Consider the following 15,537-nt stretch of genomic DNA (forward strand, 5'->3'; position numbering starts at 1 on the left):
TCGACCGCATAGCGGTCGCCATCCTCAGAAGCTGTACTCGGCACCCGCGCCCGCATACCACGAGCGTCCCGGCGCGGCTTCGTAATAGCGGCCATTGCCGTCGCCGACGATTACCGAGCCCACGTACTGCCGGTCCAGCAGGTTATCCAGGCGCACGGTCTGGTGGAACGTCCAGTGCTCGGCTTTCTGTTCGAACCGTGAGCGCCAGTTGAACACGCTGTAGCCCGGTGCCGCGTGGGCCTGGTTGGTGTCTTCGACGTAGACCTTGCTGCGATACACCCCTTCGACGGCGGTGCTGACCCAGTCTCGCGGCTTCCAGTTGAGTTCCGCGAACAGCGTGGTCTGCGGCACGCCCGGCAGGTAGTTACCCTGCTTGATGTGTTTTTGCGCCGCACCGGTGCCGCTGGTGAAGTCGCTGTCGTAGGTCGCCTGCAAGCGGGTGTAGGCCAGGTTCGCGTGCCACTGCTCGCTCAGTTGGCTTTCGACACCCAACTCAAAACCACGGCGCAACGTGCGTCCGGCGTTCTGGTAGCTGGTGCGACCGCCGATGGATTGGGCCACCACCAACTCGTCCTCGGTGGTGATCTGGAACAGTGCCGCGTTCACCCGTGTGCGGTGGTCGAGCTGGGCTTTCAAACCGATTTCGTACTGGGTGCTTTCAGAAGGTTTCAAGCCGAAGTTGAAGCCTTCGACGGTGCCCGGCGCATAGGCCAGCTCCGCCTGGGTCGGGGTTTCGAAGCCTTTTCCGGCGCTGGCGTAACCCTGCAGGTCATCGCTGAACGCATACATCACACTCATCGACGGGGTGTTCTTCTGGTAACGCTTGTTGCCGCTGGCGTCGCCGTTGCCGAGGAAGTGGTCGTCGACGTCCAGCTCCATGGTGCTGTGGCGCACCCCGGCCTGGAATGTCCAGCGTTCGATGGCCCAGTTGGCCTGGATGTAGGGATCAAGGCTGCGCGCGGTGTCGACTTCGTTACGGCGCATTTCACCTTTCACGCCCAGCGAACTACCACGGTAATTCTGATAGCCGTGACGGTCGTCCTGGCTCTGGTCGACATCCAACCCGGTAATCAGCGTCAGCTCGCCAGGGGCGCCACTGACGGGCTGCAACCAGCGCACGCCGGCACCGTAGAGCTTTCGATCAAACTGAACCACACCACCGCCGCGTTCGTTGGCCGGTGTGCCTTTAGGGATCGACAGGTACTGGACCACGCTGCGCTCGCCCGTGTAGGCATTGACTTGCAAGGTTGCATCGCCGAAGTGGCGCTCGTAGTTCAGGCCGATCTGCTGGTGGTCAATGCTCTTGCGGGTGTTGTAGGTCAGTGCGTTGCGGCTCACCGAGCGCGGGTCGGCCTTGTAGGCGTCCCAGGTCTGGCCCTGCGGGTCTTGCGTGCCGTTCTGCTCCAGGCTGCTGTAGGTCAGCGCCAGCGTGCTGTCGTCGTCGGGCGTGAGGTTGAGTTTGGCGAAGGTCTGGTCGCGGCGAGCGGCGCTGTGGTCGCGATAGCCGTCGGTGTCCATCCTCGAGGCGTCGAGCACGAAGCCTGCGCCGTCCACCGCGCCTTCGGCCGTGAGGTGGTTTTTGCTCAGGCCATCGCTGCCGATCAGCGTCTCGGCGCCAATGCGCGGCGGGCCTTCGCCGTCGCGGGAGAACATCTGGATCACCCCGCCCGCGTTGCTGCCATACAAGGTCGCCGCCGGGCCGCGCAGCACCTCGATGCGCTCGGCGGTGTCGAGGTTGAAGGTGGCTGCCTGGCCCTGGCCGTCCGGGGTGCTGGCCGGGATGCCGTCGGCGAGTAGCTTGATCCCGCGTACCCCGAAGGCTGAACGGGCACCGAAGCCACGGGAGGAGATCTGCAAGTCCTGGGCGTAATTCTGGCGGTTCTGCACCACCAGGCCTGGCACGCGCTGCAAGGCTTCGGAGGCGTTGATGCCCAACTGCCCGTCGCTGATCTGTTCGCGGCTGATGCTGTCGACCGAGTACGGCAAATCGAAGGTCGGGCTGGCGCTGCGCGAACCGGTGACCACGCTCGGGTCGAGCAGCAACGGGGAGTCGTCGGCCTGGCTGGTGCTAGTGAGGCTCAGGCCGTAGAGCAGCAGCGCAGCGTGCGCGGGGACAGCAATTTTCATGGGGGAGACGAGTTTCCAGAGTGTGCGTTGAATATCTGCCGATCAACGCGGGACAAAAAAAGGGGCGCGAGTTTAACCACTGACAGGCTTTGTGCCGGCCGCTGCGACACTCTGTCGCATTCCGGCGCGTCGAGAGCTGGCGCTCTGAAGAGGTTCGGCAATACCCCAGGCCCTTTTGCTGTCGGTTGCGGCCTCGCAACCAGCAGCTTGAAGCGTGCCGCTAGCGGCTCGAAGCTGCTTTTAAGCTATAATCCCGCCCTTTAGCTGTTTCTCGCCCTTTTGCGAGGACACATTATTTTCAGGCGCACCTCGCCTGCATGCAGACTTAAGAGGCTAGACCCCTGTGGCATTGACGATTCTTGGCCTGTCCGGCGCCCTTAGCCATGATCCTTCCGCAGCCTTGTACATCGACGGCAAGCTGGTCGCGGCGGCTGAAGAAGAGCGCTTCGTACGCGATAAACATGCAAAGAACCGCATGCCCTACGAATCGGCGAAGTTCTGCCTGGAACAGGCAGGCATCAAACCGTCCGACGTAGACGTGGTCGCGATTCCGTTTGCCCCGATCAGCCTGTTCGGCAAGGCGCGCTGGCACTACGCCAAGCGTTACTGGTATGCCCCGGATCGCGCACTTGACGCGATCCTGATGGGCAACCGTCGCTACAAGCGCTACCGCAACAAGATTGTCTGGTGCCTTGAGCAATTGGGCTTCGACCCGAAGAAAATCAAGATCGAGCCGGTCGAGCATCACCTGGCCCACGCCTCCAGCGCTTACCACTGCTCCGGTTTCAAAGAGAAAACCGCGATCCTGGGGATCGATGGCAAGGGTGAGTACGCCACGACCTTCTTCGGTTATGGCGAGAACGGCAAGATCCACAAGATCAAAGAATTCTTTGACCCGGATTCCCTCGGTGGCCTGTATGGCGCGATCACCGAATTTCTCGGTTTCGAAATGCTTGATGGCGAGTTCAAGGTCATGGGCATGGCGCCGTACGGCGACGCCAGCAAGTACGACTTCTCGCGCCTGGCCTCGTTCGAAAACGGCGAGCTGGTGATCAATACCGATTACGCCAACGTCATCGGCCTGCGCCGTTACAAAGAGAAGGGCAAAGGCTTCTACTTCACGCCGAAGCTGATCGAGTGGCTGGGCCCGAAACGTGAAGGCGACATTGCCGACGAGCCGTACATTCACTATGCCGCGAGCATGCAAGCGCTGTTCGAGAAACTGGCGTTGCAGATGATCGACTACTACTTGGGCGACGTACTCAAGGAAACCGGCAAGCTGGCCTTCGCGGGCGGCTGCGCGCTGAACGTCAAGCTGAACCAGAAAATCATCGCCCGCGATGACGTCAAAGAGCTGTTCGTGCAACCGGCGTCCGGCGATGCCGGCACCGCGGTTGGCGCAGCGGCCTACGTGTCCCACGCCCGTGGCGTGCCGGTCGAGAAGATGGAACACGTCTACCTCGGCCCGTCGTACAGCAACGAAGACGTGATCGCTGCCTGCGCTCGCCATCCGAGCGCGCCGAAATGGCAGCAGATCGACAACATGCCGGAGCGCATCGCCAAGATCATGGTCGAGGGCAACCCGGTGGCCTGGTTCCAGGGGCGCATGGAGTTCGGTCCACGTGCGTTGGGTGGTCGTTCGATCATTGGTTGCCCGAGCGCCACCGGCGTGGCTGACCGGATCAACCACCAGATCAAGTTTCGCGAGCGCTGGAGGCCTTTCTGCCCGTCGATGCTCGACACCGTTGCGCCGCAGATGATCAAGATCGATCACCCGGCACCGTTCATGACCTTCACGTTCGAAGTGGCTGAAGAGTGGAAAACCCGTGTGCCGGAAGTCGTCCATGAAGATGGCACGTCCCGCGCGCAGGTGCTCAAGCGTGAATACAACCCGCGCTACTACGACATGATGAAAGCGCTGGAAGTGCTGACCGGCAACGGTGTGTCGCTGAACACCTCGCTGAACCGCCGTGGCGAGCCGATGATCTGCTCGCCGACCGACGCCCTGAACATGTTCTTCGGTTCCGATCTGCAATACCTGATCATGGAAGACATTCTGGTGGTCAAGGATGGCGTGGAAGGGCACACCGTTGTCTGAGCCGCTGATCAGCGTCGTTATTCCGGCCTACAACTACGCCAAGACCCTGCCGCGTGCGGTGGAGTCGGTGTTGGCGCAGTTGGCTGACGCCCAGGCCGAATTGCTGGTGATCGATGACGGGTCCACCGACGCGACCCCGCAGGTCCTGGAGCAGCTTCAGGCGGAGCATCCTGGATGTTTTCGTGCTTTGCGCAAACCCAATGGCGGTCTGTCTTCGGTACGAAATCGCGGGATTGTGGAGGCTTCGGGGCGTTACCTGATCTTCCTCGATGCCGATGACGAGATGGCTCCCGGTGCGTTGGCTGCGTTGACGCAACACATTGCCAGCCACCCCGAAAGCCGTTTGGTGATTGGCGGGCACTGGTCGGTGTTCGACGATGGCCGTCGCTCCCTGCACGCCGTCAAACCGTTGCCGGCCACTGCCCGGCAACGGGTGCGCGGCTATTTGCTGGACAAGACCGTGTCGCTGTCCAACGGTGCCTGTGCGATGCATCGCGAGGTGTTTGCACCGGGCAACTATCCCGAGCACCTGCGCAACGTCGAGGACATTCCGGTGTTTGCCCAAGTGCTGGCAAGGTTTGCGTGCAGCGTGCTGGATCAGCCACTGGCGCTGATCTACAAACACGGCGACAGCATGCGCCATGATCTCAAGCAAAGCCTGGCGGCCGGTGCGGGAATGGTCGACGAGGTGTTTTCCCCTGCCCGCATGCCGGCCGAGCTTCAGGACTTGCGCCAGCCTTTCCTGGCCCAGCGTTGCCTGTCGTTGTTCCGTGATTGCTACAGCGCCGGCGACTATGTCAACGCCAAGGCGTTCTATCGTCAGGCCGTGCGTACCGATATACGTGCGCTCACGCGTTGGTCTTACACCCGCAAGGCTATCCGGTTGTTGTTCAAATGAACGGGTCGCGTCCGGTGTCTACGCCATCGCCTGTTGAGGGTGTGTTTCAGGCTGAAGGCAGTTGGGCGCAAAAGGCTCGAGAGCTGGACCGCTATCGCTGGAAGCTGTTGCGTGAACGGCATGGCCGCTGCGCCAGTGTGATGCGCCTGTTGCGTGACGTGCTGGTGGATGTGGCGGTCGGTATTCGTGCCAGGGCATGCTTGAGCAGTTCGGTCGTCGCGGCACCCTGCGAAGTGCTGCTGCTGCATTCGGCGCCAAAATCCATGGCGCTGCAACGCAAAAACATTCTGATCGATGCCGTACGCAAACGGGGCGCACATCTGGTGGAGGCAGCCCTGCGTTCGCCGTCCGATGCCTGTGCCGAGCGCATGCTGGTAAGGCCGCCACAGTCGGTGCCGCTGCGTTATCTGGTGTACGCCGCCCATGCTCAATGGCTGGTGAGTACTTACACGCCCAAGGTGCTGATCAACGAACGCAACGGCAGCCTTCACGCGCCTTTCCTACGGTTGGCGTTGGCAGCGCGTGGCGCGCCGTTACTGCATCTGGCCCATGCCACGACGCTGGAATCGTCGCGACGGCTGGGGATGAACGACTACGATTATTACGGAGTCTTTGGTCACAGTTCACTGGTTGCCCTGCAGGAGCGAACGCTGCGCTTTGGCGAATCGACCGTGGTGCTGCTCGGCTCTTATCTGGCGGATGAGACCTATGATTTGCCGGTCGCCGAGCCTGGCTTGCACACGTTGCTGATTCTGGGGGTCGGCCCGGACAAAGAGAAAGAGCCCGGCTACCAGCAGACCTACCAGTTGCTGCGCGACTGGGCCGAGCAGCATTCGCATTACCGTGTGCTGTTCAAGCGTCACCCGCGCAGTCGGGCGCAGTTCTGGAGCGATGCCGCCGCGCAGTTACCGAACATCGGGTTGCTCGACACCCAGTGTTCACTGGCAGATGCTTTGGCGCAGGCCAGCGTCGTCGTCAACATCATGTCCAATGCCGGTATCGAGGCGGGGCTGGCGGGGCGGCCGGTGATCCATGTCAACGCGGGCGACGATGAGGATATCTTTTCTCACGCGCTGTTTTTTGGCGCTCAGGTGCGGGACGTCGACGCGTTCTCTTGTCAGCTACACGCGGTCGAGCAGGATTATCAGGGGCATGTGGCCAAGGCGCGGGGGTTTGCCGATTACCACCTGGTGCATGGCTCGCAGGGGCTGGCCAAAACCGCCCAACTGGTTGATGAGTTGCTGCGCGGTGAGGACCCGAAGCGTCACTTCGAGACGTTTACCTTGCCTGCTGCCGGTTGATAACCGGCATTTTCGGGCTCAGGTGTTGAGCGCCAAGCTCAATTCCTTTGCGTTGCATACGTGCTGGTGGCGCAGGTAATGCTCGGCAAATTGAGTGTCGGCCAGTAGCCAGGCGCGGTCCTCGCGATAGCGCAGCATGTGCTTGAAGTTGCGCAGGCGCAGGCCTTTTCGAAGTGGCTTGCGATAAGCGCGCAAGTCAGCGATGTCGATCAGCCCCAGTGTGTTTTCAGGTGTCAGTACCACGTTGCCCAAGTGAGCCGAGCGAAAGTAAATGCCGTCTTCGTGCAGGCGGGCCATGAACTCGCCCAGTTGCGCACGAAGGCTTGCCTCGGTGCCCAGCAATTGGCGCAGGGTGTGTCCGGGCAGGGGGTCGTAATGCACGGCGTCCCGTTCGATGCTGGGGATTCGATAGACCTGGCGTACGCTTGGGCATTCGATACCGCGTTCACGCAGCACTCGGCAATTGTCGGCGAAGCGTCGGGCATAGGGTGCCCAAAGGGCGGAGGTCAGCAGGCGCTTGCGACGAAACAGCTTGAGCATCGAGCCGTCGGCCAGGCGCAGTACTTTATCTCCTTTACCGTCGGCTTCGAGAACGTCGGCGCCCTCGCGCATGTTGAGATAAATGGCATGGTCCAGCGTTTGCATCAAGGCTCCAGAGGCTTGGCCTGAGGGGATGGGCAGCCGGCTATGTTACCGCAGCGTGCACGTCGCAAAAAACCGCTGTGGTACAATCGGTCCACTTTTTTTATGACGAATTCGCTCGTATTACGTGGTTCTCGTCGCAGTTGCCCGCCTGTCACCTTGTATGGCCGACTACCACTGAGCGCTTGCCCCTTCTATTATGGTTTCATGCTTCTATGCGCAAACCGGCGCATGACAGGACGTTGAAATACCGGGTTTGTCTCACGTGATTCTGTTGCACCTTGGCGGGTGGATGCAGCCTATTTTCTGGACGCCCTATGACGACAATGCTGTTCATTTCCATGGCCAAGCACCAAGGCCTTTATTTCAATCGGTTGATCAATGAAACCGAGCTCAAGGGTAAAGTCGTCACCGTGCCACAAATGCCTTGGCCGCGGCCTTGGCGGATCTCCAGCGTACTTTCGCGAATCGACTGGCGGGGGCTTATCGAGGAGAAGTGCGAAGAGCGGAACGTCAAAAACAAGAACAGTGGTCGCCTGTACCGCTTTTTGTTACGTCTTGAATTAACTTGGATGGCCCTGCGCGCGCAAGCCTTGCTTGATCGGGAGCGCCCCGATGCTCTGGTGGTCTGGAATGGCTCCCATCGGTATTGCCAGTTGCTGGTGGCACTGGCGCCGTCGGGCTGCAAGACCTTCTTTTTCGAGAACGGCCTGCTGCCGGATACCACGACGGTGGATGGGCGCGGTGTGAATTACCGCAACTCGGTTCCGCGTGATGCCGGTTTCTACCTCAACTATCCTTGCCCGGTGCATGAAGGCCAGGCGGCTCCTACACTCATTCCACGCAAGCCCCGCACCACAGGTATTGCGCCGATCGTCTTGCCGGAGCAGTTTGTATTCATCCCGTTTCAGGATGATCGTGACACTCAGGTCCGGCTCTTTTCACCTTGGGTTGGCAACATGCGGGAGATGTTCGCCCTGGGTGAGCGGCTGGCCCGGGAAGCCGGTGTAACGGTGGTGTTCAAGGAGCACCCGTCGAGCCATGAGTGTTACCCGGAACTCCATGCGCGGACTCATGATCGTTTGTTGTTCGCTAATGGCAATGCGACTCAGGAGCTGATTGAATCCAGTCAGTTCGTGATTACCCTGAACTCGACGGTAGGGTTGGAAAGCCTGCTGTTAGGTAAACCGGTTCTGACGTTGGGTCAGGCATTTTTTAACATTGAAGGGCTGGTCGTTCATGCGGACTCCGGCGATGCACTGATCGAACTGGCAAAGGCTTTCCCCCATTGGCCGCTTGATGAGCGGATAAGGCAGAATTTCTTGCACTACATGGCCCATGAATACTGTATTGAAGGCGGATGGAAAAATGCGGATACCAAGCAGTTGGAGCGGGTTGCGAACCGTATGCTGAGTGCCTTCCGTGAAGAGGCCTAGGCCCGGTCTAGGTGGTAAAGGCCTACTTCCGTCCCTGGCATTTGCAGGTATGGTGGTGTTTCTGTGTGGGGCATGGGTGTCGCCGACCAGCAAGCTGTACCACCAACTGATCATCGCCTTTCTGTGGGTGCCGGCCTTGTTGGCGTTGTTCACGCGCGACTTGCGTCTTCGCCTTAAACAGTCGGAGTGCTGGTTGTACGGTGCGTTGGCCGGGTGGGTGCTGACGGTGCTGTTGATACACGGAGCCGAGGATCCGATCGGTGAAGGCAAGATGCCGTTTCTGATTGGGCTTTCCCTCGCCGGGATTGTTCTGGCGGCGCAACAGCCAGCGATTTCCCTTGAGCGTTTACTGCTGTATGCCGGTGTGTTTGGCGGGTTGATGGCCGGCGTGTCCTGGGTGTATTTCTACTTTGTTGCCGGGAACCCCATGAACGACCGATTGAACGCCATCGGTGTCTGGAGCGCCATCATCATGGCTTCCCATGCCGTTGGCGCACTGGCGGTGATGGGCGTGTTCATGCTCAAGAATGTTCGCCTCAAGCCTGCTGTTGCAGTGTTGCTGCTGTTTGCAGGGTTGGGTTATGCCGCGTTTCTGGCATCGAGCCAGACACGTGGCGTCTGGATCGCCCTGGCTGCGACGCTGGTGGTCATGGCCATAGCGCTCAAGTCCCGTCGCTGCAGGTATTTCATTCTCGTAGCCGTGGTGGGGGTCGCGTGTATAGCCGTTGTTGACCCCGAGATATTGCTTCAGCGTGGCGTTTCCTACCGGCCCGAGCTCTGGCATGGCGGCGTCCAATTGATGCGCGAGCACTGGATGACGGGTGTCGGGTTTGACACTTACTTGATTCAGCTCTCGGATGGGTCCACGTACAAGCACCCGCACAATCTGTTTCTGGACACCGGTGTGCGACTGGGTGTGCCTGGGTTGCTGCTGTTTCTGTTGTTGTGGGCGCGCGTCGGCTGGCGTGGCTGGGCGTGCCGGGATGTACCGCTGGGTCAGGCATTGTTGGCGTTATGGGTGTTCGCCAGTGTGTCGTTGCTGACCGACGGGATCGGCCTGTGGTTCAAGCCCAATGCAGACTGGCTCATTACCTGGCTGCCCATCGGCCTGAGCCTGGTCCTGGCCGGCCGCGAAGCGAAAGCAGGTGAGGCGCCGGCCAATGTTTCAGGCCAGCCTCTGTAAGTGATTCAGCTCTCTGTGAGCGCAATGCCTGGTCAGTCACCGGCCCATTTGCCGGTCGGCTGGCCGACATCGCCATTTTGCGATGGGTTCGCTGTTACAATCCGCCCCCTGTCTCTTTTTTAAACTGTACGAGGCTCGCCGAATGGCCAATCCTGCCCAGCAATCCAGTATGAAGATCTACCTGCGATTGCTGAAATACGTACTCCCGTACTGGGGGGCGTTCGCCATCAGTATTGTTGGCTTTGTACTGTTCGCCTCCAGCCAGCCGATGCTGGCCGATATGCTCAAGCACTTTCTCGATGCCTTGCAGAAACCCTCGGACACCAAGTTCCTGGGCGTTTCGCTGGTACTCGGCGTGCCGTTCCTGATCGTGATGATTGCGGTCTATCAGGGCATTGGTTCGTTCCTGGGCAACTACTATCTGGCCAAGGTGGCGCGTGGCGTTGTTCATGACCTGCGTTGTGCCTTGTTCGACGACCTGCTGACCCTGCCGAACCGTTATTTCGATAACAACAACTCCGGTCACCTGATTTCCCGCATCACTTACAACGTGACCATGGTCACCGGCGCAGCAACGGACGCGATCAAAGTGGTGATCCGTGAAGGCCTGACCGTGGTCTTCCTGTTCGGTTACCTGGTGTACAGCAACTGGAAAATGACCCTGGTGCTGCTGGCGATCCTGCCGATCATCGCGGTGCTGGTGAGCAGCGCGAGCAAGAAATTCCGCAAGCAGAGCAAGAAAATCCAGGTGGCGATGGGCGACGTGACCCACGTGGCCTCGGAAACCATTCAAGGTTACCGCGTGGTCCGCAGCTTCGGTGGCGAGACCTATGAAAAGGAGCGCTTCCACAAGGCCAGCTCCGACAACATGAACCGCAGCCTGGGCATGACCCGGACCCAGTCGATCTACACGCCGGTCCTGCAACTGGTGATTTACGTCGGCATGGCCGTGTTGATGTACCTGGTTCTTTACCTTCGTGGTGACGCATCTGCCGGTGAGTTGATTGCCTACATCACTGCGGCGGGCCTGCTGCCCAAGCCGATCCGTCAGCTGTCGGAAGTCAGTGCCACGATCCAGAAGGGTCTGGCCGGCGCCGAAAGCATTTTCGAGCAGCTCGATGAAGCACCTGAGGTCGATACCGGCACCCAGGAGCGCGAGAAGATCAGCGGTCGTCTCGAAGTTCGTAACCTGAGTTTCCAGTACCCGAACACCGAGCGCCTTGTACTCAACGATATTTCGTTCACCGCCGAGGCTGGCCAGATGGTCGCGCTGGTGGGGCGTTCGGGCAGTGGCAAGTCGACCCTGGCCAACCTGATTCCACGCTTCTACCAGCACGAAAAGGGCCAGATCCTGCTCGACGGGCTGGACGTCGAAGATTACAAACTGACCAACCTGCGTCGCCACATTGCGCTGGTGACTCAGCAGGTCACCTTGTTCAATGACACGGTCACCAACAACATTGCTTACGGCGACCTTGCCGGTGCGCCGTTCGAAGATGTGCGCAAGGCCTCGGAAGATGCCTACGCGGCGGAGTTCATCGAACAGATGCCGCAAGGCTACGACACGTTGGTGGGCGAAAACGGCGTGCTGCTTTCCGGCGGTCAGCGCCAGCGTCTGGCAATTGCCCGGGCCTTGCTCAAGAACGCACCGTTACTGATCCTCGATGAGGCAACGTCGGCACTCGACACTGAGTCCGAGCGACACATTCAGGCTGCACTGGACAAAGTCATCAAGGGCCGTACCACGCTGGTGATTGCTCACCGCTTGTCGACCATTGAAAAAGCCGACCTGATCCTGTTGATGGACAAAGGCCAGATCGTCGAGCGCGGTACTCATGCCGAGCTGCTGGCGCTCAATGGTCTGTATGCCCGTTTGCACGAGAAGGACTTTATCGAAAGTACGGATGAGGCAATGACGGAGTCGCACGTTTGATTTTGAGTCACTGGCGAGTCTGGCGAGAAAACGGTTGGACCCCTATCGATGCCGATGCCTACGCCCAGGCCTGGCATCGGTTTGGCGGCAGCGTCGCGACCCATCCCGAGGTCGTTGCACGATTGTCCGCGTTGGCGGGCATCGCGGTGCGTTACCTGGGTTGGTTTGCCGATGGCGAGTTGCAGGCCGCGATACCGGCCTGGGGGCGTCACCTGGCGCTGTCCAAGGACGTGCTCAAGCGTGAGCGCAAGCGCGGCATGTTCGACATGGGTAATGCCGAAATCATCCTGCCAGTGGCGGAGCAAGCACAGATTCGCCTGCGTCATCGTGCGCGGTATGTGTCCGAACTCAATGCCGGGCGCATCAGCTCCCTGATCGAACAGCCCGAAGGCCTGGCCTTGGCGCGTCTGCCTGAGGACTACAGCAAGAAATTCCGCTACAACCAGCGTCGCGAACAGCGTTTGCTGGAAGAGGCGGGTGGCCGCATTCGGCCGATGCTGGAGTTGAGCGCCGCCGAGCAGGCAACGATTTATGCCGACCTGTTCCAGCGCCGCTGGAACTTCGAGGCGCCGGGCAAAGCCCACCTCGCCGAGGTGTTCACGCTGCTGCGTGAGTTCATGACCGGCTCGCTGGTCTACCTGAACGATGAACCGGTCGCCATCCAGGTCTTGTACCGGGTGGAGGCGCCGCAGTGGGTCAGCCTGGAGTACATCAACGGTGGCGTCGACCCGCAGAACCGCGAGTTCAGCCCCGGCAGCGTGCTCAGTTTCGTCAACACCCAGGACGCCTGGGAACAGGCGCGCGCCGTCGGCAAGCCACTACGCTACTCTTTTGGCCGCGCTGATCGCGAATACAAGGACCGCTGGTGCAACCGGGTCCCGGTCTACCAGGTGTGAACGAGGTCATGCAGCCATGAGCGGACGCAAGCAGCAATTGCTCAAGCGCCATCGCAAAAACAAGCGTCTGGTGCTGCTGGCGGCGGTGTGGCTGCTGGTGCTATTTGGTGTTTTCGTGGCGTGGTGGCCGTTGCCGCTGCTATTGCTGCTGGGCTGGATTGCCCATGAAGCCTGGTTTGCTGACCATTTGTTCTATGCCCCCGGCGATGACTACCGCTATGACTTCCCACCAGGTACGCCACAGTTTGCGGTGAGTGTGCAGCAGGGGCGTTTGCAGGTTGCCGGCGAGATTGGCGATGCCCAGACACTGGTGCTGCAACTGCGGGTCAAAAGCCATGGGCTGGGGCGTTTGTTTGACCCGCAGGTGTGGGTCGGCGAGGACCGTCAGGATTTCGAGCGCGGTGTGAACGGCGAGCGTTTTCTCAACCTGTCTGGTCAGGCGAAGGCATTGGCTGCCGGGCAACTGACGCTGCGCGGACGTTTCTGTACGCTGAGTCAAACCGCAACCCTGTATGCCTTGAGCCATCCCGATTACGCCGATCAGCGTTTGCTGATCGTTGCCCCTCATGCCGACGATGCCGAACTGGCGGCGTTTGGTCTTTACAGTCGAGCCCCCGAGGTGACGATTGTCACCCTGACCCAGGGCGAGATTGAAGCCGGGAACTATCGCAAGCTGGGCCTGGACACCGCGCAGGCGGCGCGTCTCAAGGGGCGCTTGCGCACGTGGGACAGCCTGGCGGTGCCGCTGTGGGGTGGGGTGCCGCAACATCGCTGCATTCAGCTCGGCTATTACTGCCTGCAATTGCCGGCCATGGCGCAACAACCTGATCAGGCCTTCGGTTCCCGGGAGTCCGGTGAGTGTGATGTCCGTCCGTTGCGTCGACACAACCCGTTGAGCCTGGCCGGTGATGTCGATGGCCAGCCGCATTGGCGCAATCTGGTGGCCGATCTGGTGGGCGTACTTGAGCACTGCCGGCCCGAAGCGGTGCTCACGCCGCACCCGGAACTGGACCCTCACAGCGATCACATCGCCAGCACCCGCGCGCTGCTGGAAGCCATCGAACTCAGTGCCTGGCGCCCACGCACGTTGCTGCTCTACGCCAATCACCTGCACGACAATGACCGCTGGCCGATGGGCCCTGCCGGTTATGGCATCGCCTTGCCGCCGACGATTGAAGCGTTGCCGGCCGATGCCTTATGGAGCCCGACACTGGACGCCGACAAGCGTCTGGACAAGGCCATGGCGCTGGGCATGCAACATGATTTACAAGGCCGGCCACCCTTCAAGAAGCGCCTTCGTCGACTGATCCAGCGTGTGCTGGCGGGTCGTCGCTGGCCGGTCACCGGTGAAGATGAGTTCATGCGCAAGGCTGTGCGCCGCCATGAACTGTTCTGGGTGCGCCCACTGGGCTCACCGTCAAATGATGAGCGCTCCTGAGCCGGCGCTTCGCGTGCGGTCAGGCCCCCTCCCTATGTTATTATTCGCGGCGTTTTTACCGCCCCTGGAGTTTCCATGAAGTTGTCCATGCCGCGATTTGATCAGGCCCCTGTCCTGGTGGTCGGCGATGTCATGCTCGACCGTTACTGGCATGGTGGTACCTCGCGGATTTCCCCTGAGGCGCCCGTGCCGGTGGTCAAAGTCGAGCAAATCGAGGACCGCCCGGGTGGTGCCGCCAACGTTGCCTTGAACATTGCGGCCCTCGGTGCGCCTGCGTCCCTGGTCGGTGTGACCGGCGATGACGAAGCCGCCGACAGCCTGACCAACAGCCTCAAGGGTGCAGGCGTTCGGGCGTTGTTCCAGCGCATCGCGCACCAGCCGACCATCGTCAAGCTGCGGGTCATGAGCCGTCACCAGCAACTGCTGCGTATCGACTTCGAAGAGCCGTTCGCCACCGATGCCCTGGCCCTGGGGGCTGAAGTCGATGGTTTGCTCGAAGGCATCAAGGTGCTGGTGCTGTCCGACTACGGTAAAGGTGCCTTGAAGAACCACCAGGTGCTGATTCAGGCCGCCCGCGCCCGTGGCATTCCGGTGCTGGCCGACCCCAAGGGCAAGGACTTCTCGATCTATCGCGGTGCAAGCCTGATTACGCCGAACCTCAGCGAGTTCGAAACCATCGTCGGCGGTTGCACCGATGAGCACGACCTGGTGACCAAGGGCGCGCAACTGATGCACGACCTTGAGCTTGGTGCGCTGCTGGTGACCCGTGGCGAACACGGCATGACCTTGCTGCGGCCCGATCATCCGGCGTTGCATTTGCCGGCTCGGGCCCGTGAAGTGTTCGACGTCACCGGTGCAGGCGACACGGTGATTTCCACCCTGGCGGCGGCGATTGCGGCCGGTGAAGAGCTGCCGCACGCGGTGGCCCTGGCCAATCTGGCGGCGGGCATTGTGGTCGGCAAACTGGGTACGGCGGCCATCAGCGCCCCGGAGCTGCGTCGCGCCATTCAGCGTGAAGAAGGTTCCGAGCGCGGCGTGTTGAGTCTCGATCAGTTGTTGCTGGCCATCGATGATGCCCGTGCGCACAAAGAGAAAATCGTGTTCACCAACGGCTGCTTCGACATCCTCCACGCCGGTCACGTGACCTACCTGGAGCAGGCGCGGGCCCAGGGCGATCGTTTGATCGTCGCGGTCAACGACGATGCCTCGGTCAGCCGTTTGAAAGGCCCGGGACGTCCGATCAACAGCGTTGACCGGCGCATGGCGGTACTCGCTGGGTTGGGCGCGGTGGACTGGGTGATCAGCTTCCCTGAGGGCACCCCGGAAAACCTCCTGGCGCAGGTCAGGCCGGATGTACTCGTCAAGGGTGGCGACTACGGCATCGACCAAGTGGTCGGCGCTGACATCGTGACCGCGTACGGCGGCAAGGTGAAGGTGCTGGGGCTGGTTGAAAACAGCTCGACCACCGCCATCGTCGAGAAGATCCGTAATAACTGAAAACGACGCGGTCACTGTGGCGAGGGAGCTTGCTCCCGCTGGGGCGCGAAGCGGCCCTGAAACCATACACCGCGGTTTTTCAGAGTGA

The 15,537-nt window shown here is 60.7% G+C and carries 11 protein-coding genes; 9 read left to right on the forward strand and 2 right to left on the reverse strand.

From position 1 onward, the window contains the following. Positions 1 to 24: 24 nt before the first annotated feature. Complete coding sequence (locus AC1Z1G_RS02670) at positions 25 to 2,127, reverse strand: TonB-dependent receptor family protein (RefSeq protein ID WP_483624650.1); 2,103 nt, start codon at positions 2,125 to 2,127, stop codon at positions 25 to 27. A gap of 343 nt (positions 2,128 to 2,470) precedes the next feature. Between AC1Z1G_RS02670 and AC1Z1G_RS02675 the strand changes: the two genes are divergently transcribed. The 3 genes from AC1Z1G_RS02675 to AC1Z1G_RS02685 are packed head-to-tail and all read left to right on the forward strand — an operon-like array spanning position 2,471 to position 6,424. Next, positions 2,471 to 4,225, forward strand: coding sequence for a carbamoyltransferase family protein (locus tag AC1Z1G_RS02675; RefSeq protein WP_483624651.1), 1,755 nt, complete (start codon positions 2,471 to 2,473; stop codon positions 4,223 to 4,225). After that, the gene (locus AC1Z1G_RS02680; protein ID WP_483624653.1) at positions 4,197 to 5,123 is read left to right on the forward strand and encodes a glycosyltransferase family 2 protein; all 927 of its coding nucleotides are present in this window, start codon (positions 4,197 to 4,199) and stop codon (positions 5,121 to 5,123) included. The genes AC1Z1G_RS02675 and AC1Z1G_RS02680 overlap by 29 nt, the downstream gene beginning before the upstream one ends. Further along, positions 5,120 to 6,424, forward strand: coding sequence for a capsule biosynthesis protein (locus AC1Z1G_RS02685; RefSeq protein ID WP_483624655.1), 1,305 nt, complete (start codon positions 5,120 to 5,122; stop codon positions 6,422 to 6,424). Before AC1Z1G_RS02680 ends, AC1Z1G_RS02685 begins: the two co-directional genes overlap by 4 nt. An 18-nt stretch (positions 6,425 to 6,442) precedes the next feature. Here AC1Z1G_RS02685 and AC1Z1G_RS02690 read toward each other — a convergent pair whose 3' ends face one another. Then, the gene (locus tag AC1Z1G_RS02690) at positions 6,443 to 7,069 is read right to left on the reverse strand and encodes a BUD32 family EKC/KEOPS complex subunit (RefSeq protein WP_483624657.1); all 627 of its coding nucleotides are present in this window, start codon (positions 7,067 to 7,069) and stop codon (positions 6,443 to 6,445) included. A 314-nt stretch (positions 7,070 to 7,383) separates the two neighbouring features. On the opposite strand from AC1Z1G_RS02690, the gene AC1Z1G_RS02695 reads away from it, so the two are divergent. From AC1Z1G_RS02695 to hldE, 6 genes are all read left to right on the forward strand, one after another. Beyond that, complete coding sequence (locus AC1Z1G_RS02695; protein WP_483624659.1) at positions 7,384 to 8,502, forward strand: capsular polysaccharide export protein, LipB/KpsS family; 1,119 nt, start codon at positions 7,384 to 7,386, stop codon at positions 8,500 to 8,502. A gap of 76 nt (positions 8,503 to 8,578) precedes the next feature. Continuing rightward, entirely contained in the window at positions 8,579 to 9,685 is a 1,107-nt protein-coding gene (locus tag AC1Z1G_RS02700; RefSeq protein ID WP_483624661.1) for an O-antigen ligase family protein, read from the forward strand. A gap of 142 nt (positions 9,686 to 9,827) precedes the next feature. Then, positions 9,828 to 11,618 (forward strand): lipid A export permease/ATP-binding protein MsbA, encoded by a 1,791-nt coding sequence (gene msbA, locus AC1Z1G_RS02705; RefSeq protein ID WP_347903576.1) that lies wholly within the window; start codon positions 9,828 to 9,830, stop codon positions 11,616 to 11,618. Continuing rightward, positions 11,618 to 12,514: a GNAT family N-acetyltransferase gene (locus AC1Z1G_RS02710; RefSeq protein ID WP_483627739.1), complete on the forward strand. Its 897-nt coding sequence runs from the start codon at positions 11,618 to 11,620 to the stop codon at positions 12,512 to 12,514. The genes msbA and AC1Z1G_RS02710 overlap by 1 nt, the downstream gene beginning before the upstream one ends. Positions 12,515 to 12,530: 16 nt before the next feature. After that, positions 12,531 to 13,952, forward strand: coding sequence for a PIG-L deacetylase family protein (locus AC1Z1G_RS02715; protein WP_483624663.1), 1,422 nt, complete (start codon positions 12,531 to 12,533; stop codon positions 13,950 to 13,952). Between the two features lie 75 nt (positions 13,953 to 14,027). Beyond that, a complete protein-coding gene (gene hldE / locus AC1Z1G_RS02720) occupies positions 14,028 to 15,449 on the forward strand; it encodes a bifunctional D-glycero-beta-D-manno-heptose-7-phosphate kinase/D-glycero-beta-D-manno-heptose 1-phosphate adenylyltransferase HldE (protein WP_483624665.1) in 1,422 nt (473 codons plus the stop codon). Positions 15,450 to 15,537: the final 88 nt, after the last annotated feature.

The sequence above is a fragment of the Pseudomonas sp. JL27(2026) genome, from assembly GCF_056933555.1.